18 protein-coding genes are annotated in these 22,445 nt (G+C 65.4%); 11 read left to right on the forward strand and 7 right to left on the reverse strand.

The window, feature by feature from the left end; translation table 11 throughout:
* Positions 1-295: 295 nt before the first annotated feature.
* On the reverse strand, positions 296-2,314 hold the full coding sequence (locus tag ACIGJE_RS06195) for an FUSC family protein (protein WP_415082596.1): 2,019 nt from the start codon (positions 2,312-2,314) through the stop codon (positions 296-298).
* Positions 2,315-2,409: 95 nt separating this feature from the next.
* Here ACIGJE_RS06195 and ACIGJE_RS06200 point away from each other — a divergent pair, with 95 nt between their 5' ends.
* Positions 2,410-3,330: a LysR family transcriptional regulator gene (locus ACIGJE_RS06200; protein ID WP_415082598.1), complete on the forward strand. Its 921-nt coding sequence runs from the start codon at positions 2,410-2,412 to the stop codon at positions 3,328-3,330.
* A gap of 10 nt (positions 3,331-3,340) precedes the next feature.
* On the opposite strand, the gene ACIGJE_RS06205 is transcribed toward ACIGJE_RS06200, so the two are convergent.
* Positions 3,341-4,291 (reverse strand): AEC family transporter, encoded by a 951-nt coding sequence (locus tag ACIGJE_RS06205; RefSeq protein WP_415082600.1) that lies wholly within the window; start codon positions 4,289-4,291, stop codon positions 3,341-3,343.
* A 251-nt stretch (positions 4,292-4,542) separates the two neighbouring features.
* A complete protein-coding gene (locus tag ACIGJE_RS06210; protein ID WP_367623861.1) occupies positions 4,543-5,781 on the reverse strand; it encodes an acyl-CoA dehydrogenase family protein in 1,239 nt (412 codons plus the stop codon).
* A gap of 227 nt (positions 5,782-6,008) precedes the next feature.
* On the opposite strand from ACIGJE_RS06210, the gene ACIGJE_RS06215 reads away from it, so the two are divergent.
* The 10 genes from ACIGJE_RS06215 (at position 6,009) to ACIGJE_RS06260 (ending at position 17,988) form a co-directional block, all read left to right on the forward strand.
* Positions 6,009-7,433: an LLM class flavin-dependent oxidoreductase gene (locus ACIGJE_RS06215; RefSeq protein WP_415082603.1), complete on the forward strand. Its 1,425-nt coding sequence runs from the start codon at positions 6,009-6,011 to the stop codon at positions 7,431-7,433.
* Positions 7,434-7,438: 5 nt separating this feature from the next.
* Entirely contained in the window at positions 7,439-8,209 is a 771-nt protein-coding gene (locus ACIGJE_RS06220) for an ABC transporter ATP-binding protein (protein ID WP_415082605.1), read from the forward strand.
* A 9-nt stretch (positions 8,210-8,218) separates the two neighbouring features.
* Positions 8,219-9,100: a branched-chain amino acid ABC transporter permease gene (locus ACIGJE_RS06225; RefSeq protein WP_415082607.1), complete on the forward strand. Its 882-nt coding sequence runs from the start codon at positions 8,219-8,221 to the stop codon at positions 9,098-9,100.
* 2 nt (positions 9,101-9,102) lie between these two features.
* Positions 9,103-10,173, forward strand: coding sequence for a branched-chain amino acid ABC transporter permease (locus ACIGJE_RS06230; RefSeq protein ID WP_415082609.1), 1,071 nt, complete (start codon positions 9,103-9,105; stop codon positions 10,171-10,173).
* A 99-nt stretch (positions 10,174-10,272) separates the two neighbouring features.
* Entirely contained in the window at positions 10,273-11,631 is a 1,359-nt protein-coding gene (locus tag ACIGJE_RS06235; protein ID WP_311937894.1) for an ABC transporter substrate-binding protein, read from the forward strand.
* A gap of 296 nt (positions 11,632-11,927) precedes the next feature.
* Complete coding sequence (locus ACIGJE_RS06240; RefSeq protein ID WP_415082611.1) at positions 11,928-12,695, forward strand: ABC transporter ATP-binding protein; 768 nt, start codon at positions 11,928-11,930, stop codon at positions 12,693-12,695.
* A gap of 232 nt (positions 12,696-12,927) precedes the next feature.
* On the forward strand, positions 12,928-13,689 hold the full coding sequence (locus tag ACIGJE_RS06245) for a FadR/GntR family transcriptional regulator (RefSeq protein ID WP_311937899.1): 762 nt from the start codon (positions 12,928-12,930) through the stop codon (positions 13,687-13,689).
* 98 nt (positions 13,690-13,787) lie between these two features.
* A complete protein-coding gene (locus ACIGJE_RS06250) occupies positions 13,788-14,771 on the forward strand; it encodes a substrate-binding domain-containing protein (RefSeq protein WP_149253360.1) in 984 nt (327 codons plus the stop codon).
* Between the two features lie 115 nt (positions 14,772-14,886).
* Positions 14,887-16,764, forward strand: coding sequence for a sugar ABC transporter ATP-binding protein (locus tag ACIGJE_RS06255; RefSeq protein ID WP_367623869.1), 1,878 nt, complete (start codon positions 14,887-14,889; stop codon positions 16,762-16,764).
* 249 nt (positions 16,765-17,013) lie between these two features.
* Positions 17,014-17,988, forward strand: a complete 975-nt coding sequence (locus tag ACIGJE_RS06260; RefSeq protein ID WP_367623870.1) for an ABC transporter permease — start codon at positions 17,014-17,016, stop codon at positions 17,986-17,988.
* A gap of 246 nt (positions 17,989-18,234) precedes the next feature.
* Here ACIGJE_RS06260 and htpG read toward each other — a convergent pair whose 3' ends face one another.
* The 4 genes from htpG to ACIGJE_RS06280 all read right to left on the reverse strand — a co-directional run bounded on the left by htpG (position 18,235) and on the right by ACIGJE_RS06280 (position 22,444).
* Positions 18,235-20,151 carry a molecular chaperone HtpG gene (htpG, locus tag ACIGJE_RS06265; protein WP_483679573.1) on the reverse strand — a complete coding sequence of 639 codons (1,917 nt, stop codon included), beginning with the start codon at positions 20,149-20,151 and terminating at the stop codon, positions 18,235-18,237.
* Between the two features lie 617 nt (positions 20,152-20,768).
* On the reverse strand, positions 20,769-21,047 hold the full coding sequence (locus ACIGJE_RS06270) for an HPr family phosphocarrier protein (protein WP_311938009.1): 279 nt from the start codon (positions 21,045-21,047) through the stop codon (positions 20,769-20,771).
* Between the two features lie 233 nt (positions 21,048-21,280).
* On the reverse strand, positions 21,281-21,682 hold the full coding sequence (locus tag ACIGJE_RS06275) for a PTS sugar transporter subunit IIA (protein ID WP_068296680.1): 402 nt from the start codon (positions 21,680-21,682) through the stop codon (positions 21,281-21,283).
* A gap of 294 nt (positions 21,683-21,976) precedes the next feature.
* A complete protein-coding gene (locus ACIGJE_RS06280; protein ID WP_483679575.1) occupies positions 21,977-22,444 on the reverse strand; it encodes an HPr kinase/phosphorylase in 468 nt (155 codons plus the stop codon).
* Position 22,445: the final 1 nt, after the last annotated feature.

Raw genomic sequence — 22,445 nt, forward strand, 5'->3', positions numbered from 1 at the left:
GGCGCCGGAGCCATCCGGCGCCTTTCTTTTTTGGAATCGCCCACAGAGGCTTGTGCTGCCCCTCACCCTTACCCTCTCCCCGCAAGGAGCGGGGCGAGGGGGACTTCGGTGGCGCGCTTATGCTGAAACGGTCTCATCTCGCCCAACCGTTGGTCGAGATGGGAGATCTGAGGATAAATCGCGACGCCTGTGCCTCCCTCGCCCCGCTCCTTGCGGAGAGAGGGTAAGGGTGAGGGGCGGTGCCACCGCATAAGCCCATGGCGGTGCCACCACCGCCCTCTTCCGAACGGTGTTCTCACCCCTGCAGAAACGCGGCCTGTTCCGTGGCTTCGCGCGCGATTTCCTGCAGCAGCACCCCGGCCCGATACAGCTCGCGCGAGGCGTGGTTGTCCGCCCGCCGGGCCTGCCGAAGCAGACGCGCTGCTGCCTGCCGGGCAGCCCGGGCCAGGGCCTGCGGATCGGCTGAAGCCAGACGGCGCAGTACGGAGCGAATTGGTCGGATGGCGGCCTTCTGGGTCTTGGCCAGACTGTCGAGGTCCATGGCGGCCGCGCCGATGGTCAGCGCCGCCAGCATGCCGGCCATGTCCTGGTCCATCACGGTGGCGGGCAGGGCTTTTTCAGCGGCAAGCTGCCGGCCGAAGCGGTCCGCGGTCCGGCTGAACCATTCCACCGAGGTCCAGATCCCCGGGGTGCTGCCGATCAAGGCGAGATCGCGCCGTATGGCCCGGTGCAGGCGTCGTCGCGTCGCCTGGACATTCGGCGGGAACAGCAAGGCGAAGGCGAGCGTACCGCAGGCGATGCCGGCCAGCAGCGTCAGGCTGCCATTGAAGAAGCCGGCAGCCTCGGTGCGCACGTCGTTGCTCGGCCCCACCAGGTCCCAGAAGAAGATGGCAAAGCTCGCGGCGGGGGCCGCGGTGCGTGGATGGCGCATGGCGATCCCGGCAGGAAGCATGAACAGGCTGATCACGACGGCGAGCAGAGGGAAGCCGGAGATCATCGGGATCAGCGCGAAATTGCAGATGGCGCTCGCGGCAAAGGCCCAGCCGGTGCCTTTCAGGAAACCGAGGCCGGCGGCGACGGGATTGTCCCGCGTGGCGAACAGGGCGCAGACCACGCTGACGATGGTGACGAAGCCCGAGCCCGTCGGCGCTGCCGTCAGGATCCAGGCGGCTGAGGCCAGCAGGACGGCAGCGATGGCGCGGATGCCGTTATGCAGCGCGGCCGTCAAGTCGATGTGGAAGGCGAAGTCTAGGCGCGAGGGCGGTGGCGCTGGCCGCGCCAGGAGAGCCTGGCGCATCAAGGCCGTCTGCAGGGAAGAGAGCAGCGCGTCGAGCCGGTCATGCAGGAACGACCGCTCGTTCCCGTGTTCGCCATGGTCACCAGGGCAGGCCGCACCCAGGCGCTCACGCAAGGCGACGATTGTCGCCTGCTCGTTGGTGTTGCCATTGGCGACAGCTTGCAGCACCGCCGCGCTCTCGGCCAGCAACGCATCTTCCCCGCTGTCCCGTCGGGCCAGATAGTCACGCAGGCTGTGCGCGGCGGCGAGCTGGACCAGGGTTGCGCTCGCGGCGGCGCGGACATGTCCGAGGGCGCCGCGCGCGACGGTGGAGGCGGACGCGGCATATTCGGCCGTGGTGTCCAGGGCGAGGGCCTTGGCGAACAGGCGCTGCAGCGCCGGGGTCGCTGCCGCCTCTCCGCCGAGGGCACGGGCGCAGATGCCGGCGGCTTGCCGGATATAGGCGCCCAGGCCGGCGCGGACGTCGTCCAGGGGGCGGGAGGGGGCAAGGATGGCGCTCAGCGTTGCCTCCACCCCGATACCGAGCAGGATATAGATGAGACGCGCCTCGGCGACGTCGAAGATCTGCGAGGGGGTGGCCGCCGCATCCAGGGTGATGATCGCCGCGGTATAGCCGGCGAGCACCGCGCCATAGGCCCGGAAATTCCGCAGCGCCGTGGCGACGCCGGTGCACAGCCCGATCCAGATAGCGAGGGCGCACAGAAGCAATTCCGGCGCCTGGGCGAACAAGGCCGTGAGGGTGACGGCGATACCCGTTCCCGCGAAGGTGCCGAGAACGCGATAGCGCGCCTTCGACAGCGTCATGCCACGGCTGCCCTGGGCGACGATCCAAACCGTCATCGCCGCCCATTTCGGGCTGTCCAGATTGATCAGGAAGGCGATGTAGAGCGCGATCAGCGAGGCAGCCGTCGTCCGCAGCGCAAAAGCGATGCCGCTCCAGCTGGTACCGGGCGGTGCCTGGGTCAGCCGGGTCCAGAAGGGCATCGGCCCATGTGTGGACGTGGACAGGGCGGTCATGGGAACGCTTATAGCGTGGCAACAGGAATGGAATAACTATGGCTATTTGGCAAAAACTATTGCTAAATATGGAATAGTTTTCACGGAGCGTGCGATTGCACAATCTCCAGAGCCTTTGGATCTTCCTGCGCGTGGTCGAAAGGGGCGGCTTCACCGCCGCGGCGAGCCAGCTCGGCCTGCCGCTGAGCACGGTGAGCCGGCGTGTCACGGCGCTCGAGGAGGATCTCGGCGTGCGCCTGCTCAACCGGACGACGAGGCGCGTGTCGCTCACCGAAGCCGGGCGCGATTTTTACGAACGCTGCAGCCTCGCCGAGGAGATCCTGGAGGAAGCCGATCTGTCGGTCCGCGCCTTGAGGACAGAGCCGGAGGGCACGCTGCGCCTCCTGGTTCCCTATGCCCTCGGCCTGATCGCGCTGGAACCGGCTCTGGAGGAGTTCCGCCGCCGCTATCCCAGGATCAGGCTGGCGCTGACCTTCGACAACCATCCGCTCGATCTGGTGGAGCATGGCTTCGACGTGGCGTTGCGGACGGGCGTGCTGCCCGATTCCAGCTATGTGGCCCGGCGCCTGGGGCGATCGCGGGCGCGCCTGCTTGCGAGCCCCTCTTATCTCGATCGCGCCGGGCGCCCCGCCTCGCCGCAGGAGCTTTCCAATCATGCCGTGCTGGCGCATGGGCCGGGAGAGTTCCTGACCACCTGGCGGCTGAGAAGCAAGGCCGGGGCCGAAGTCGAGGTCGCCGTCCGCCCGATCCTGATGTCGAACGAATCCGACACCATCATCCGCCAGATGCTCAAGGGAGCCGGCATTGCCCTGGTGTCCACCCGGCTGATGGCCAACCGGGCCGGAGACCAGTCCTTCGAGATCGTCCTGCCGGACTGGCACCGGGCCGAGGATGCCGAGGTCTGGGCGCTCTACTCCAAGCGCGCCACGCGCGACCGCAAGATCCAGGCCTTCGTGGAATTCGCGGCCGAGATCTTCGCGCCCTGGACGCGGGATCCGGACGAAGAGGCGGTCTGAAGGACCTCCCTCAGCCCAGCAGCGTGGTGGCGATCTCGAGCCAGAAAGCGGTCGTCACCACGGAAAAGGCGGTGGCGATGGTGATCTGGTTGGAAGCCAGGGATTGCTCCGTCTTGAGCTGGATCGCGATCAGATAGGAGTTTACGCCCGACGGCAGGCTCGCCGCGGCCACGGCCACCTTGGCCGGGAAAGGCGGCAGGCCGAACAGCCAGGCGGCGGCGAGGGCGACGGCCGGCATCAGCAGCAGTTTCAGGCCGGACAGGAGCAGAGCCGGCTTGAGATTGCCTGTCAGCCCGAACTTCTTCAGGCCGAGGCCCATGGCGAACAGGGCGATCGGCCCGGCCACGTCGGCGAGGGCGTCGACGAAGCGATTGGCGATAGCAGGCAGGGCAATGCCGCTTGCCCGCCAGGCGAGGCCGGCAAAGATGCCGATGATCAGGGGATTGGTGAGCAGCCTGCGCAGGAAGTCGTGAATGACCGCCAGGGGATGCAGCGGCTCCTGGCGCCGTGGCCCGAACCAGTGGAACAGCAGGATCGAGGCCATCAGCATGGTGGGCAGATGCACCGAGATGATCAGCGACAGGATTTCGAAGCCTTCATTGCCGAAGACGCCGAGCATGAAGGGAATGCCGAGCAGCACCAGATTGGAGAAGGCGGAAGAGACCCCGCCGATCACACCGGCCTGTCCGTCACGCTGGAACAGGCGGGTGATCGCCAGGTGGCCGGCGATCCAGGCCACGATGACGGCGGTGAAATAGGTGGCCCATAACTGCCAGGGCGCCGAGCCGTGGAAACTGGAGGTGACCATGGTGCGGAACAGCAGCAGCGGCAGGGCCACGCGGACGGCGAAATCGGAAAGGGCGTCGCCGGTCGCTGCCTTGAGATAGCCGCTTGCCCCCGCACCATAACCGAGCGCGACCAGGCCGAAGACGAACAGCACGGTTTCGACCAGAGGTGACATCGGCTCCTTGGGGCGTTCGGGCGGCGGCACAGTACCGCTTCTTCCTGCTCCAAGATCTCGCAATGACGGGTGATTCCGTCAAATGGCGGGCGGAGAGGGGTGGCGTCTCGATTGATCGAGTAAAGCGAAGAAATCCTTCCCCGAAACCGGGGAAGGATGTCTGCGCTCTTTCCAGAGGGCTCAAGCAATGTGTCTATGCCGGCCCTGGTGAGTAAAGTGAGGTGGCACCTGTTTGGGGCATCTTCGCCCCCTCACACCTGCCCGATGCGCCATTGATAGGGCGGCGGCGTGCCGTTGACGGCGAAGTCCCCGATGATGCGATCCTTGTAGATGCGGGGATTGTGCGAGGAGAGGGTACGCGCATTGCGCCAGTGGCGGTCGAGGGCGGCGGAGCGCTGCGTGGCGGAGGCGCCGAGGGCGTCGAACACGATGGTGGAAGCTTCGAGGATCAGGGTGGTGACCACGGTCTGGGCCTGCGCCACCTCGAGCTCGGCGACGGCATTGGCCGCTTCCTCCGCCGCCGCGTCGCCGGCAAAGCGGGTGTCGAAGGCGTGCTGCACGGCCTCGGCGGCCTTGAGCACGATGGCACTGGCGCAATAGGCTGCGCCGCGGATCCGGCCGACCACCTGCAGGACCTGGGCATCCTCGCTGGGGCGCGGGGAGGGGGCGTTGGAATAGCTGCGGCGGCGGGCCTTCACCGCCTTGGCGACGTCGTCGCTGGCGGCGCGCCCGATGCCGGCGAGCGTCGCCAGATGCACCAGCTGGTAGAAGGCGGCCGAATATTTGAAGCGGTCGTCATCGATGACGACATCGGCGGGGTCGACGGGCGTATCGGTAAAGGTGGTGGTGCCGCTGGCGGTGAGGATCTGGCCGAAGCCGTCCCAGTCGTCGATCACGTCGACGCCCGGCGCATGGCGGGCGACCGTCGCCGAAAGCGACTGGCCCTCCTCGCCGCTGGCGCCGATGTCGATCCAGTCGGCGAAGAGGGAACCGGTCGTGTAATATTTGGCGCCCGTGACGGAGGCGGCCTTGCCGTCCCCAAGCTTTACGATGGTGGAGAAGGCGGCCTGCCTTGCTTCACCGATCTCCGTCCAGGCGCTGCCGGTGATCTCGCCCCGGGAGAGGCGCGGCAGCCAACGGTCGCGGCGATCCTGCGCGCGGGCATTGACGATGTCCTCGGCGAAACCGAAATGGGCGCGCAGGGCCTGCGTGACGTTGGAATCGGCGTGGGACAATTCGATCAGGAGGGCGAAGAGCTGCGGCAGGCTGGCACCGAAGCCGCCGTCCTTTTCCGGCACGCGCAAGGCGCCGAAGCGGGCATCCTTGAGCCAGCCGATCGGCTCATGCGGCAAGGTGCGATTGAGCTCCCGTTCGACGGCACCCGCGCGGATGCGATCGAAGACGGGGCGGAAGGTGGCGGCGAGGTCGTTGTAATTATGTCCCGGCCCGCTGCCCCAGCCTGCCGCCACTGTCGATGCCTTCTGTGTCATCTATCTGATTCTCTTGGGTTTTATCGAGTGACTCGACGCCTGGACGACGGCCTTTCCGGCCCGCAGCGGCGTCGATTCCATTCATTTTGTATATATTCTCTATAAAAATACTAGACATTTAGTTTGCGGAACGTTTTCATAGGAACAGTCCGACGCGGTAGCCGGGTGCGGCCTCGCCGCTGTTTCAGAGCCGCGGTACCGACGCTGTTTCAGATGTGGAGATTGGAATGCCCCGCCAAATACGCTTCAACGCCTTCGATATGAATTGCGTGGGCCATCAATCGCCGGGCCTGTGGGCGCATCCGCGCGACAAATCGTGGAAATACAAGGATCTCGACTACTGGCAGGATCTGGCGCGGACGCTGGAGAAGGGCATCTTCGACGGCATCTTCATCGCCGACGTCATCGGCTATTACGACGTCTACAAGGGCTCGAACTACCACGCCATCCACCAGGCGGCACAGATCCCGGTCAACGACCCCCTGCAGCTGGCGGCCCCGATCGCGCTGGCCACCGAGCATCTGGGCATCGGCATCACCGCATCGACCTCCTTCGAGCATCCCTATACCTTCGCCCGGCGCCTCGCCACGGCCGATCATCACAGCAAGGGCCGCGTCGGCTGGAACATCGTCACCTCCTATCTGGAGAGCGGCGCCAAGAACATCAGCCAGGGCGGCCTGCGCCAGCACAACAACCGCTACGAAGTCGCCAGCGAATATGTCGAGGTGCTCTACAAGCTCCTGGAAGGCTCCTGGGAGGAAGGGGCGGTGCGGCGCGACCGCGAGAACCGCATCTTCACCGATCCCGACAAGGTTCATGAGATCGGCCACAAGGGCAAATATTTCGAGGTGCCCGGCTACCAGCTTACCGAACCCTCGCCGCAGCGCACGCCGGTGCTCTACCAGGCCGGTGCCTCCGGGCCGGGCAAGGCCTTTGCCGCCGGCCATGCCGAATGCGTCTTCGTGGCAGCGCCGACCAAGTCGCTGCTGAAGGCCTATGTCGCCGATATCCGTCGCCAGGCTGCGGCTGCCGGCCGCGATCCGCGCAAGATCCTGATTTATAACCTCACCACGGTGATCGTCGACGAGACCGAGGCCAAGGCACAGGTCAAGTTCAAGGACTATCAGTCCTATACCTCCTATGACGGCTCGCTGGTCTTCCTCTCCGGCTGGAGCGGCATCGATTTCGGCCAATATGCGCCCAGCGATCCGATCAAGAAGGTCGAGACCAATGCCATCATCTCGGTGGTCGAGCATTTCGCCGGCGAGGACAAGACCTGGACCATGGAGGAACTGGCACGCTGGGGCGGCATTGGTGGCCTCGGCCCGGTTTTCGTCGGTTCGGCCTCTCATATCGCCGACACGCTGCAGGAATGGGTCGAGGAGACCGATGTCGACGGCTTCAACCTCGCCTATGCGGTCACGCCCGAGAGCTTCGAGGACGCCGTCGGCTATCTCGTGCCGGAATTGCAGAAGCGCGGGGCCTATCCCACCGCCTACCAGCCGGGCACGCTGCGCGAGAAGCTGTTCGGCGAGGGCCCCTATCTGCCGGCGAGCCATCCGGCCCATGCCTATCGCGACATCGAGGCGGTGAAGCGCCGCGAGGCTGACGAGCGCGAGGCCGGTGTCTCGCGCCTCGCCGCTGGACGGTGATGCCGATGCCGGCGCCTTTGCTGCAGCTTCACGACGTCTCCCTGTCCTTCAAGGGCGTCAGCGCCTTGAGCCGGCTGAGCTTTTCGGTCGAGCAGGGGGAGATTTGCGCGCTGATCGGACCCAACGGCGCCGGCAAGAGCTCCCTTCTCAATGTGATCAACGGCGTCTACCGGGCCGACGAAGGCGATGTCGTCTTCGACGGCGCCAGGTTCGAGGCGATCCATCCCTACAAGGCAGCCCATCTCGGCATCGGCAGGACCTTCCAGCACAACGCCCTCTTCGACAGGTTGAGCGTCGTCGAGAACGTCAAGGCGGGGTTGGCGCGCTGGGGCCGTGCGACCTTCGTGGAGAACATCTTCCGGGTGGGGCGGGATGCCGCGGAACGCTGGCGCTTCGAAGCACGTACGCATGAGATTCTCGGCTTTCTCGGCCTGGAGCGCCATGCCAACACGGTCGTGTCCACGCTGCCCTATGGCCTGCAGAAGCGCGTCGACCTCGCCCGCGCTTTGGCGGCCTGGCCGAAACTGCTGCTCCTGGACGAGCCCATGGCCGGCATGAACCAGGAGGAAAAGCAGGCGATGAGCCGGCTCATCGCCGATGTGAACGGCAAGCTCGGCACCACCATCGTGCTGATCGAGCACGATATCGGCATCGTGATGGGCCTCGCCCACCACGTCGTCGTGCTCGATTACGGCCGCAAGGTTGGTGATGGCACGCCGGATGCCGTACGCGAAAATCCCGATGTCATCGCCGCCTATCTCGGCACGGTTCACTGAGGGATCGTCATGGCCTTTTTCCTCGAAACCCTGATCGGTGGCCTCCTCGCCGGAGTGATGTACGGCCTGGTCGCGATCGGCTTCGTGCTGATCTACAAGGCTTCCGGCGTCTTCAATTTCGCGCAAGGCGCCATGCTGCTGTTCGCCACCCTCACTTTCGTGACGCTGGTCGAGCGCGAGGTGCCGTTCTGGGCCGCGATCGCGCTGACCGTCGCGGTGATGGTCTTCGGCGCGGTGCTGATCGAGCGCCTGGTCCTGCGGCCCCTGGTCAATCGCGATGCGCTGACCCTGTTCATGGCGACCCTCGGCCTTACCTTCGTGATCGAAGGGCTGGCGCAATTGCTGATGGGCTCGGACGTGCACATGCTCGATCTCGGCATCGACGACGTGCCGATCTCGGTCGCGGGCCTCTCGATCAGCCAGTTCGATCTCTTCGTCTCCGGCGGCGCCCTCGTCCTGGTGGTGGTGCTTTCCATCCTGTTCGACCGCACCCGCATGGGCATTTCGCTCCGGGCCGTCGCCGACGACACGCTCGCCGCCCAGTCGATCGGCATCCGCCTGCCGACGATCTGGCGCATCGTCTGGAGCGTGGCCGGCATCGTCGCTCTGGTTGCCGGCCTGGTCTGGGGTGCCCGCCAGGGTGTGCAATATTCGCTGTCGCTGGTGACGTTGAAGGCCCTGCCGGTGCTGATCATCGGCGGTTTCTCCTCCGTGCCGGGCGCCATCGTCGGCGGCCTCCTGGTCGGCGCCGCAGAAGCCCTGGCGGACATCTATCTGGGGCCGCTGCTGCAAGGCAGCGTGTCGACCTGGTTCGCCTATATCCTCGCCGTGGCCTTCCTGCTGGTGCGTCCGGCCGGGCTGTTCGGCGACCGCGCCATCGAAAGGGTCTAGCGATGTCCCTCCTATCGCAATCCGGCGAAGGCCTCATCCTGTCGCAGGGCCGCAGCCTCAATCCCCGCCTCTTCGTCGTCGCCGCCTCGCTGGCGGTAAGTTTGGTGGTCGTGCCCCTCATCGCCAGCGACTACTGGCTTTCCTCCATCATCATCCCCACCCTGGTGATGGGCGTGGCCGGCCTCGGCCTCAACCTCCTGATGGGCTATACCGGCCTGGTGTCGCTCGGCTCGGCCGCCTTCATGTCGGTCGGCGCCTTTGCGAGCTACAATCTCCTGCTGCGCGCCCCGTTCCTGCCGCTGCCCGTGGTGCTGGTGCTGGCAGGCCTGATCGCGGCGGCGGCGGGTATCGTCTTCGGCCTGCCGAGCCTGCGCATCAAGGGTTTCTATCTCGGGGCCTCGACGCTCGGCGCCCAGTTCTTCTTCGAATGGCTGTTCACCAATTACAACTGGTTTTCGAACGGTAGCCAGTCCCTCACCATCTCGGCGCCGCGGCTGCAATTCCTCGGCCATGACCTCACCTCGGCGACGGGGCGCTATCTCCTGGTGGCGGTGACGGCGGCTGCGCTGATCGCCTTCGCCCATGCGGTGGTGAAGAGCCGCGTCGGACGCGAATGGATGGCGATCCGCGACATGGACACCGCCGCCTCGGTGATCGGCATCCATGTCGCCAGCCGCAAGCTCCTGTCCTTTGCTATCAGTTCTTTCATCTGCGGCATTGCCGGTGCGCTCTGGGCTTTCGGCTATCTCGGCACCGCGGATGCCCATGCCTTCAACCTGGACAAGTCTTTCCAGGTGCTGTTCATCGTGCTGATCGGCGGCACCGCCACCCTCGCCGGCAATTTCCTCGGCGCAGCCTTCATCGTGCTGATGCCGATCCTGCTCGACCGCCTCGCCCCGCTCACCGGCCTGCAGTTCCTGGCCGACCAGGGGGCGCTTGCCAATATCCAGCACATCATCTTCGGCGTGATCATCATCGCGCTGCTGATCAAGGAGCCGGAAGGACTCGCCCGCCTGGTGAGGCGGATCCGCCTGCCGCGGCGGCGGCCGGCAGCCGCCGCTACCGGGGACTGAGCAAACCTCCCACCCTCTGCATCCCGAAAAAGCGGACGTCATTTCCGCCGACGGGAGAGCTGCGCCCTCGAACATCCCAACCGAATGGAGACGAACCGGATGTCACCCTCCCTTATCAAGGCTCTCGCACTGGCGACCGGGCTCGGCTTTGCAGGCGTTGGCCTGGCCGCTCTTGCGGCCGCCGGCCCGGCCATGGCCCAGGACCACAAGAACGAGCAGCTCTATCCGCTCTTCACCTATCGTACCGGTCCCTATGCGCCTTCCTTCATCCCCTTCGGCGCCGGAAACCGGGACTATCTGACCTATATCAACGAGGTCGAAGGCGGGGTCGACGGCGTCAAGATCCTGATCCAGGAATGCGAGACGGCCTATACGATCGAACGCGGCATCGAATGCTACGAACGCTACAAGAACGGCTATGACGGCGCGCCGACGGCGGCGATATACCCCCATTCCAGCGGCCTCGACGTGGCGCTCACCGACAAGGCGCGCATCGACAAGGTGCCGATCGTCTCGCCGGGCGGCGGCCAGAACATCGCCACCGACGGACGGGTCTTCCCCTATCAATATCCGCTGATCTTCGACTATTGGAGCGAAGCCCAGATCATCGTCGACTACATCGCCCAAAAATCCGGCGGCTACGACAAGCTCAAGGGCGTCAAGATCGCCACGCTCTATCATGACTCCGGCTATGGCCGTGACACGATCGAGCCGCTCGGCATTCTCGCCAAGAAATACGGTTTCACCGACATCCAGATCCCGGTGCCCCATCCCGGCGAGCAGCAGCAGGCGCAATGGCAGCAGATCCGCAGCGCCGGTGCCGACTGGGTGTTCCTGCGCGGTTGGGGCGTGATGACGCCGGTGGGCATCAAGACGGCGGCGCGCGTGGGCTTTCCGGCCGATCGCATCATCGGCGACATCTGGAGCGGCTCGGAGGACGATGCCCGCCCGGCCGGCAGCGCCGCTAAAGGCTATCTCGCCGTCTCGGTGTTTCCGCCCGGAACCGACTACGGCATCATCAAGACGCTGAAGGAGAAGATCGTCGACGCCGGCAAGAGCGATCTCAAGGACAAGAGCAAGTTCGGCACGGTCTACTACAATTACGGGGTGATCGAGGCGATCACCTTCGTGGAAGCCCTGCGCGTCGGGCACAAGAAGTTCGGCAACCGCCCCCTCACCGCCGAGGAAGGCCGCTGGGCCCTGGAAAACCTCAACATCGATGACAAGCGCATCGCCGAACTGGGCGCCCAGGGCCTGATCTCGCCGTTGAAGACCTCGCCGGCGAACCACAAGGGCGAGACCGTCGCGGCCAAGATCATCCAGTGGGACGGCAAGTCCTGGACCGCGCTGACCGACTGGATCAAGGCCGACGCCTCGCTCTTTGCCGAGACCATCCGCGCCAAGGCCGCCGCCTATGCCCAGGAGAAGGGCATCACGCCGGTGGCCCAGACCAACTGAGCGGGGCCGGAGCAGCTAGCTGAAGCGCAATGAGGAGGGATGTGCGAGATGGTGAGGTTGACGAAGGAGCGCGACGCTCGCGCCCCCTCGCCCCGCTTGCGGGGAGAGGATAGAGGTGAGGGGCAGCGTGCTTCTCAATTTTGTACCCGGCGTGCTGCCCCTCATCCTTACCTTCTCCCCGTGAGAACGGGGCGAAGGGGCGGTCGGCGTTGCGCTCTTCGCCACTGGGCCGTGCTTCCTGGCGAACTCCGGCTAGAGAGCACATTCTCCGGCAAAACGCTCTTGGAGGTGGTCCGATGAGCGAACCATCGGCCGTGCCGCGCACGAACGACTTCCTCGATGTCGCCGGCATCGAGGTGCATTACCAGGCGATCCTGGCTGTCAGGGACGTGTCCCTCTCCGTCGATGATGGCGCTGTGGTCGCGCTGCTCGGTGCCAATGGCGCGGGCAAATCGACCACGCTGAAGGCGATCTCCAACCTGCTCGGCCCGGAGCGGGGTACCGTCACGCGCGGCAGTATCTCCTGGCGGGGCGAGCCGATCAGCCGCCTGACCCCCGCCGTCCTGGTGGCGCGGGGCGTGGTGCAGGTGCTGGAGGGGCGCCATTGCTTTGCCCAGCTCACCATCGAGGAGAATCTTCTCTCCGGCGCCTTCCTGCGGCGCCCAGGCCGGCGGCAGATCGCGGAGGATCTCGAGCAGATCTATGCCTGGTTCCCGCGCCTGAAGCACAAGCGCCGCACCAAGGCGGGCCTGACCTCGGGCGGCGAGCAGCAGATGGCCGCCATCGGGCGGGCCTTGATGACCAAGCCCAGGTTGGTACTGCTCGACGAGCCTTCGATGGGCCTCGCACCGATCGTGGTGCAGGAGATCTTCGAGATCATCCGCACCCTCAATCGCGAACAGGGTGTGAGCTTCCTGGTGGCCGAACAGAATGCCGCACTGGCCCTGCGCCATGCCGATTACGGCTATATTCTCGAGAACGGCCGCGTCGCCGCTGCGGGGCCGGCCGCCGACCTCGCGGCACGCGAGGATGTGAAGGCCTTCTATCTCGGCGGGGCTCGGTAAAAACTTGAATATTCCTGGGACCGCCAGCATCCTGCTGGCTCTTTCTACCTTCAGGCGCGATGGTTCCAAGAGCCGGCAGGATGCTGGCGGTCCCAGGCTCACCTCGCCGTCCTCCCACTCGTCAGACCATTACTCATCTACCGCTTGACACCCCGCCGAAAACTTGGCCTAACTGGTCTGCTGGCTGGTCCAGTAGATCAGATGCCGAGCGTCGTTTCCAAGCGCCACTCCGATGAACCTGCCCACTGCCCTTTCGGTGTTCGAACGCGTGCCCGAGCTGCGCCACGGCGTTGTCAGGCGCAATGTGCGTGAACTCGTTGCCGACAAGCTCGCCTCCCTGATCGCGGCGGGCATGCTGCAGGTCGGCGAGGCCTTGCCGAGCGAGCGCGATCTTGCCGTGGCCCTGCAGGTCAGCCGCGAGACGGTGCGTGGTGCCCTGCAGATTCTGGCCGCGCGCGACATCATTGCCATTTCGCAAGGGGCCCGCACCCGCGTGCTCAGCGCCGAGGTCGGTTCGCTGGCGATCGGCGCGCGCGAGCCGAAACTGATCAACAGCTACGATATCGAAGCCATCCATGCCGCCCGCCTGCTGGTCGAGCGCCCGGTGGTCGAGGAGGCGGCGCGGCGCATCGATGACGAGACGCTCGCCATGCTCGACGCCTCGCTGCAAACGCAGCGCGAGGCCCTCGACGATCCCGTCCGCTTCCTGATCTGCGATCGCGAGTTCCATGCCGCGATCTACCGGTCCTGCGGCAACGACCTCCTCGCCGACTTCGTCGTCGATCTCTATTTCTATGCCATGGCCCATCGGCGCAAGGCCGTGTCGCGGCCGGGTGCGATCGCCCAGAGCTGCCATGACCATGCCGCCATCCTGGCTGGGTTGCATGCCCGGGATCCCCGGGCCGTCGTCGAGGCCTTCGGCATTCATCTCGACAGGATCTATGCCAGCACGCGCTCCATCCTCGAGGAGGAGGCTGTGTTGCCGCATACGTGAAACGGGCCTGAGAAAGAAGGCCCGCTTTCCAAGACAAAGAGCCTGTAATGGCCGGAAAAGAACCGTTGGAGCCGCCCGAGGGCGGGAGGGAGGATACTATGAAGAGAAGAACGTTCCTGCAGCTTGCGGCCGGCGCCGCCTTGGCCGGTACCGGCAGCCTCGGCTTCCAACCGGCAAGGGCCGCCGGCAAGGATATCGTCTATCTGACGCCGGGCCTCGACCTGCCGTTCTGGCGCTATCTCGCCAAGGGCGTCGAATCCGCCGCCAAGGCCAAGGGCTACGGTTTCCAGGCGCTCGATTCCCACAACAGCCCGCAGACGCAGTTGCAGAACGCCCAGGATTCGATCGCCAAGGGCGTGGCGGGCATCGTGATCTCGCCGACCGATTCCTCCACCGCGCCGAGCGTGCTGGCGCTGGCCGCCAAGGCGGGGATCCCGGTGGTGATCGGCGATATCGGCACCAATAGCGGCGACTACGCCTCCTTCATCATCTCCAACAATTATGACGGCGCCAAGGGCGTGGGCGAGGCGCTGGCTGCCGCGCTCAAGGCCAAGGGGTGGGAGGGCGGCTCGGTCGGCCTCATCACCATCTCGCAGGCCCGCAAGAACGGCCAGGCCCGCACCAAGGGTTTCCGGGACGGCCTTGCAGCCGGCGGCTGGACCGGCAAGGAGGCGGGGCTGCAGCAAATGCAATCCTATACGACGGACGAGACCTTCAAGTTCACCCAGGACATGCTGACCGCCAATCCGGACATGCGCGGCCTGTTCATCCAGACCGACCAGCCGGCCCTGGGCGCCCTGCGCGCCATCAAGGCGGCACGTCGCGGTTCGGACCTGCTGGTCGCGGCCTTCGACGGCATCCCGGAATTCGTCGATCTCCTCAAGTCCAAGCAGATCGTCGCCTCCGGCATGCAGCAGCCCTATCTGATGGGCCAGAAGTCGGGCGAGGCCCTGCTGGCTAAGCTCGCCGGCGGCACGGTGGAGAAGGAAGTCTCGGTGCCGATCCTGGTGGTGACCAGCGAGAATATCGACAAGGAGCTGCCCATCGTGAAGGAGACGGTGTTCGCCAACGAGATGAAGTGAGCATGCTGGGACCGCCGGCTTCCAGCCGGCACTTCCTCACCGTTAAATGCGGTGTTTCCAAGAGCCGGCTTGGAAGCCAGCGGTCCCAGGAACCAACGCCATCCAGGAGCCTTTCTTGCCTGCTATCGAACCCCTGCTGGTCGCCACCGGCGTCGCCAAGACCTTCGACCGCACCCGCGCTCTGGCGGGGGCCGGCTTCGAGCTGCGCGCCGGCGAAGTCCATGGCCTGCTTGGTGCCAATGGCGCCGGCAAGTCGACCCTGTCCAAGGTGATTTCAGGCCATGTCAGGCCGGACGAGGGCGATCTCGTCTATCGCGGCCGCTCCGTGCGGCTGCGTTCCACCCGTGACGCGCTCGATATCGGCATCGCCATCGTGATGCAGGAGACGAGCCTGGTGCCGGACCTCAGCGTCGCCGAGAACATCTTCCTGCCCGAACTCGGCCGGCCGGGGCGCTTGTCCTATTCGGCGCTGCATCGACGCGGGGCCGAATTGCTCTCGGTGCTCGGCCAGGGCGATGCCCTGCCCCTCGACGTCGAGGTGCGACGCCTGTCGGCGGCCCAGCGCCAGCTCGTCGAGATCGCCAAGGCACTCGGCGTCAACGCCAAGCTGATCATTTTCGACGAACCCACCTCGTCACTGAGCCCGAGCGAGGTCGAGCGCCTGTTCGACATCATGGCGCGGCTCAGGGCGGATGGGCGCGGGCTCGTCTTCGTCTCGCATCGGCTCGAGGAAGTCTTCGCCATCACCGATCGCGTCACCATCATGCGCGAGGGGCGCACGGTGGCGGCTTCGCTCGCGACCGCCAGCCTGAGCCAGGCCGAACTCATCCGCCACATGGTCGGCCAGGATGTCGGCGCCATCTATGCGCGGGATGTGGACGGGACGGCCAAGGACGCGCCGATTGCCCTGGAGGTCAAGGGATTGGCGACGCCGCCCCTGGTCCGCAACGTTTCCTTCCAGGTCCGCCGCGGCGAGATCCTGGGGCTGGGCGGCCTGGTCGGCGCCGGGCGCTCGGAAACCGTGGAGGCCATTTTCGGCCTGAGGCCTCGCAGCGCCGGCACCATCCTCGTCGACGGCAAGCCGATCGATCCGCGCAAGCCGGCGCAGGCGGTGAGGGCCGGCATCGGCTTCGTGGCCGAGGACCGGCGCTCGCAGAACATCGTGCCCGACCTGTCGGTGAAGGAGAATCTGCTGCTCGCCCATCTCGGCGCACATCGGGGCTTCGGCGTCGGCTATCGCAGCCGCGAAAAGGCGGTCGATGCACTGCTCAAGAGCCTTGGCCTGCCGCCCGACCGCCTGCTCGACGCCAACATGCTCAACTTCTCGGGCGGCATGCAGCAGAAGATCATCATCGCGCGCTGGCTGCTGCTCGAACCGCGCGTGCTGATTCTCGACGAACCCACCAAGGGCGTCGATATCGGCACCCGCGCCTCGATCTATGCGATCCTGCGCGACATTGCCGCCAAGGGTGTCGCCGTCGTGGTGGTGTCGTCCGATTTCGAGGAATTGCTGGGGTTGTCGCACCGTATCGTCGTCATCAGCGACGGCACCAGCGTGGCCGACCTGCCTGCCGACCTGCTCGACGAGGAGAAGCTCACCTTGCTGGCGGCGCCGCGCACCTCGATGGCCCGCAATACCGAAGTCCTGCGCGGCCTGACGGGCGAATGCGGCGGCGCCGGCTTCTGGGCCCTGATCGACCAGGACCGCCTAATCTGCCTCAACCTCGTCACCGCCGACAAGGCGGCCGAGCCGGGCTTTGCAGCCGGTGAGGTGAAGCCGCTCTCCGCGACCCGCATCGCCGCGGCGCTGGCCGGGCGCGAACCCGTCTTCATGCCGGAGCCGGACGGCTCGCGCTCGACTTTGCTCCTGCCGATCGTCAGCCCCCGCGGGCACGATCTCGGCTGGGTCGGCCTCACGCTGCCGCAGGGCGCCGCCCTGCCATCCCCCGAAATCGTCCGCAGCCGTGTCGCCGAACTCGCTGCAACACTGTAGGCGGCCGATGCGACGATCGTGTTTTGAAACCACGACGCTTACCGCTCCCTCGCCCCGTACTTACGGGGAGAGGGTAAGGGTGAGGGGCGGCGTGGTGCGTGCAGATAGGGCTAAGCGTAGCCCCTCACCTCTATCCTCTCCCCGCAAGCGGGGCGAGGGGACTTCGGCGTGGTGCTTTGTCCTTCAAGGGTTCATCTCGCTCAGCCGTTCCATTCGTCCGTCCTTCACCACAAGTTCCGGGATCGCCATATGACCTCAACCACCTCTCCCGATCCCACGCGACGGCGTCTCGGCTGGCTGACGGGGCGGCTCGAAGTGCGCATGCTCGGCCTTGCCATCGTGCTGGCGGTCTGCCTGTCGCTGCTGTCGCCCTATTTCCTGACACGGTCGAACATCTTCAACATCCTCGACCAGTCGGTGGTGATCGGCATCGTTGCCGTCGGCATGACCTTCGTCATCCTGACCGGCGGCATCGATCTTTCGGTCGGGTCTGTCGCCGGCCTGACCGGCATTGTCCTGGGCCTGGCCGTGCAGCACTATCCGCCGGCCCTGGCCGTGGCGCTCGCCATCCTCAGTGGAGCCGGCATCGGCCTGATTTCGGGCGTCTTGATCGCCTATTTCGGGCTCGCGGCCTTCGTGGTGACGCTGGGCGTGATGGCGATCGGCCGCAGCCTCGCCTATATCCTCTCGGGCCAGACGGCCATCGCCTCGATCCCCGATTCCATGCAGGCCATCGTCTATACCGATGTCCTGGGCATTCCCTCCAACGTGCTGTTCCTGGCGCTGCTCTATCTCGTCGCCTGGGCCTATCTGACCTATACCAAGGGCGGGCGCACCATCTATGCCGTCGGCTCCAACAAGGAGGCGGCGCGGGCAGCGGGCCTCAGCGTGATGTTCTATTCCATCCTGCCCTATGTGATTTCGGGGGCGCTTTCGGCCGTGGCGATCACCTTCTCGATCGGCCAGATCCTCTCGGCCGATCCGCTGATGGGCAATGCCTGGGAGCTCGACGCCATTGCCGCCGTGGTGATCGGCGGTGCCAGCCTGTTCGGCGGGCGGGGCTCGATCATCGGCACGCTGATCGGCGTCCTGATCATGGTGATGATCCGCAACGGCCTCAATCTGATGGGCGTCTCGCCCTTCTGGCAGGGCTCGGCCATCGGCACCATCATCATCGTGGCGCTGCTGTTCGAGCGCCTGATCGGGCAACGGGCGGGACGGTGAGGGGACTTGAGAGCCTGGCTTGAGAATCGAGAGAACCTCGACCTTTGTCATCACCGGGCTTTGGCCCGGTGATCCAGCGGCCACAAGCTTGATACGTTGGGTATCTGGGTGCCCAGGACGAAGTCCGGGCATGACAAAATTGAGCATTTCTCGGCTTGCTGGGACTCTTCCATCAACCTCCTCAGAGGCGCCTCAAAGCGCCGTGCTTGAACGAGAGAAGCGGGTCCGAAGACCCGCCCCCCAAACTTAACCGAGGCTCTTGGCCAGCACCTGCGACAGGCGCTCGGCAAAGCCGGCCGGATCGGTGGGCACCGTGCCGTCGAGGATACGGGCCTCGTCGAGCAGCAGTCGCGTGGCGCTCTCGATGAAGGCGGTATCGCCGCCGGCCTCGCGCGCGGTGGCGAGGCGCGTCACCAGGGCGTGGCGCGGATTGATCTCCAGGATCGGCTTCTGCAGGGCGCCGTCGAGCTTGCCGGCGCTGGCCAGGATCTGCTCCATGCGCTTGTCCATGCCGTTATCGGGCGCCACCAGGCAGACTGCGCTGGAGGTCAGGCGCTCGGAGGCGCGCACGTCGGAAACGTCATCGCCCAGCGTGGTCTTGAGATAGGCGATGTAGGAGGCGATCGCCGCGCTCACTTCCGGGGTCTGCTCCTCCGGCTTTTCGGCGAGCGGGATCAGGTCGAGGTCGGCGGCGCCCTGCGTCACCGACTTGAAGGGCTTGCCTTCGAAGCCGAGTGCCGAGGTCACCCAGAAGCTGTCGACCGGATCGGAGAGCAGCAGCACCTCGATGCCACGAGCGCGGAAGCCCTCGATGTGGGGCGAGTTCTCCAGGCGCTTGGCATCGTCGCCGGCGAGATAATAGATCGCCGTCTGGTTGTCCTTGAGGCTGGCGATGTAGTCCTTGAGCGAACGCCATTCGCCGCCCGAAACCGTGCTCTTGAAGCGGGCGAGGCCGAGCAGGGCGTCGCGGCGCTCGAAGTCCTCGTAAAGGCCTTCCTTCAGGACAGAGCCGAAATTCTCCCAGACCTTCGCATAGGCTGCGGCGTCCGAGGTGGCCAGCTTCTCGAGGTCTCCCAGCACGCGGCCGGTTGCCGCCTTGCGGATCGCCGTCAGCAGCGGGCTTTCCTGGATCATTTCGCGTGAGACGTTGAGCGGCAGGTCGGCGGAATCGATCAGGCCGCGCACGAAGCGCAGATAGCCGGGAAGCAGGTCGGCCTCGTCGGTGATCAGCACACGCCGCACATAGAGCTTCATGCGGCCCTTGCGCTGGGGGTCGAACAGGTCGAAGGGACGCGAGCCCGGCACGAAGGCCAGCATCGTGTATTCCTGCCGGCCTTCGGCGCGGAAGTGGATGGTAAGCGCTGGATCGTCGAACTGGCCGGCGACGCTGCGGTAGAAATCGGTGTAATCGGCCTCGGAAATATCCGACTTCGGGCGAGTCCACAGGGCTGCCCCATCCCCGATCTGCTGCGGCTCGGCATCCGGCTTGTCGGCGAGCAGGATCGGCACCGGGACATGGCCGGAATGGGTCTTGATCAGCCGCTCGATGGTGTAGGTCTCGGCGTAGGACTTGGCGTCCTCCATCAGATGCAGCACCACCTTGGTGCCACGCGCGGGGGCCTCGTCGAGACCGACAGGCGCCACCGAATAGGACCCCTTGCCGTCCGAACTCCAGAGATTGGCAATATCGCTGCCGGCGCGGCGGGAGAAGACTTCCACCTTGTCGGCCACCATGAAGGTCGAGTAGAAGCCGACGCCGAACTGGCCGATCAACTGGCTGCCTTCGGCCTGCTGGGCCGTTTCCAGCCGCTCGACGAAGGCCTTGGTGCCGGAGCGCGCGATGGTGCCGAGCGCCTCGATCATCTCCTCCGCGCTCATGCCGATGCCGTTGTCGGCGACCGTGATGCGCCTAGCCTCGGCATCGAGGGTGATGCGGATCACCCCCTTCTGGTCTTCTCCGAGCAAAGCGGGATCGGACAGGGACTCATAGCGCAGCTTCTCGCAGGCATCGGCCGCGTTGGAGATCAATTCGCGCAGGAAGACATCCTTGTCGGAATAGACCGAGTGCACCATCAGATGCAGCAGCTTGGCGACGTCGGCCTCGAAGGTATGGCTCTGCGGCGCGGCACTATCCGGGCCGGCGCTTGCGGCTTCAGCGCTCATGAAAACTCACTCTTGCTTGATGATCGTCTTGGGACAGGGTGGCGGGAACGCCGCTGCACAGATGGACAATCTCGGCGAGGGATTCAAGAGCAGGCTTGCATCTGCGGGGGCGCGGACGTCTCGTCCGCTCCCGGAAACGCGGCGCTCACGGGAGAGGAAGAACCACAGTCGCGACGATCGGCAAAGCCGATTGCGCGGCCACGTCCGCGCACCCGGAGATCGGCGCAAAAAGAAAGGCCGGTTCCAGAGGAGCCGGCCTGCACTTCTTGGGTCATCTAACGCCACCTCGGCGGACCCGGTCCGACAAAGTCGGGGGGCTGGGGGGCTGAGGTTTCCGGCTTACGCCGGACCGGGTGCCGAGGTAACGAGAAGAAAAGTCGCGCTGGGCTGGGGCGGCCCCTTGGCTGGATTGCGGCAAAGTCGTGACTTTTGGTGAAGTTATATTTCCGGTGTGCGCTGCAGCAAACAACCTGCCGGGAGGCCTGCAATCCACGCACGAAAATGCCGCCGCTGCAGGGCCAGCGGGGCCTGACGAAATGGGGATCGGGGAAGGGGGGCGGATGTCGGCTTTTATCGCCGCTGCTGCTTCGAGGCCGCAGGCTGGGCGTCGTTTGCCTTCAGGCTTCCTCGCCGAACTTGTCGGCCAACAGAGCTTCCAGGGCGTCCATGCAAGCCTGGGCATCATGGCCGGCAGTCTCGACCACGATGGTGGTGCCACGGGCTGCGGCCAGCATCATCAGGCCCATGATCGACTGGCCACCGACCGTTTCGCCGCACCGCGTCACCTTGACGGTGGCATCGAAGCCTTCGGCCGTCTGCACGAATTTCGCCGAGGCGCGGGCGTGCAGGCCCTTGAGATTGATGATGGGGAGGATGCGTACGATACCGCCGTCCATGGTGGGGGTGGGAGCCGCTTCCGGTTCTTCGCAGGCTTGCTCGTCGGTGCTGCCGGTTTGCATCTGCTGCTTGTGCATCGAGGAGGTCTCCGCCTGCATCTGCACCGGGGTGCACCCGCTTGGGGCACTGCTGCCCCAACATTTGGCCCAAGGATTGCTGAATGCGAGCGGTACCGCAAGAGCCGCCTCGGCAAGTTTCTGGCCGTGACCAGCATAGTTGAATGAACGTCGAATCATTGGCCTGACAACACACGACTGGCAATATTGATATATTTCCTGCCAGCCTCTTGGGCGCGCGTGACTGCCTCGGCGAGGGGAACCTCGCTGCGCAGCCGCGCCAGTTTGACGAGCATGGGAAGGTTGATGCCGGCCACGACCTCGATGGAGGGGCCGCTCATCACGGAAATCGCCAGATTTGAAGGTGTTCCTCCGAACATATCCGTGAGAACCGCCACGCCGGAGCCGTCTTCGACCCGGCCGATGGCATCGATGATGTCGCGGCGGCGTTGCTCGACATCGTCTTCGGGGCCGATATCGATGGCCTCGACATTACGTTGCGGCCCTACGACGTGCTCGAGAGCCGACAGGAACTCGGTCGCCAGATGACCATGCGTGACAAGCACCATGCCGATCATAGGATGATCCGCATTGAATCTTTCCGGTCGCCGTCGCGATCGCGACAACAATCCAGGTCCGTTTCGCTTTCGCGCCACCCGGTGTTGAGCAAAATGAGACGACGCCTCCGCAACGCACGGCCAGGATGCCCTTCGGACAACCTGCAACCCGTAGCTCCGAGGCCTGATATTATTCCCGCGCTGCACAAAAACAAGCCTCTCTCCGGCTCACATTGTCGCAGTCTCGTCACATGAAGGCCATAGGCATCAACGTTTCGTTAACGCAGACTGGCGCGGATCGGGCCTGGAATCCGGTCAAACCGGCGGCAATTGCGGCAAGATGGCCTCAATCAGGGCGACAGCTGCCTGAAAATCGCGAGGAACCGGCAAATAGGGCAGGTCCACGCCTTCCAGCCTGATGTGCCGAATATTTTTGCTGGGGATGGCGATCTCTGCGTCATCGTCGAGAATATCCACAACCAGGCCGACAGGTGCCGAGGGCTGCCAGTCGATCCGTTCGATGCCGGCATCCCGCAGGCCGCTGCTGCGTCGCTCGATCAGGCCGGCGATGGTTGATGGCACGGAGGCGATCAGCCTGCCCTCGACGGCTTCGAGATAGACGCGGTCATCTCCTACCAGGCGGGCCAGGCGGCCCTGGGCCGGCGCGGTCTCGATGAAATGCAGGGCCAGCCGGCTCTTGCCGGCGCCGGAGGCGCCACGCAGCAGAATGCCCCGCCCGTCGATGACGATGCAGGTGGCATGTACGGTGGGCGAGGTTGGCATG

It is taken from the genome of Labrys sp. E2SS-1L (assembly GCF_057073705.1).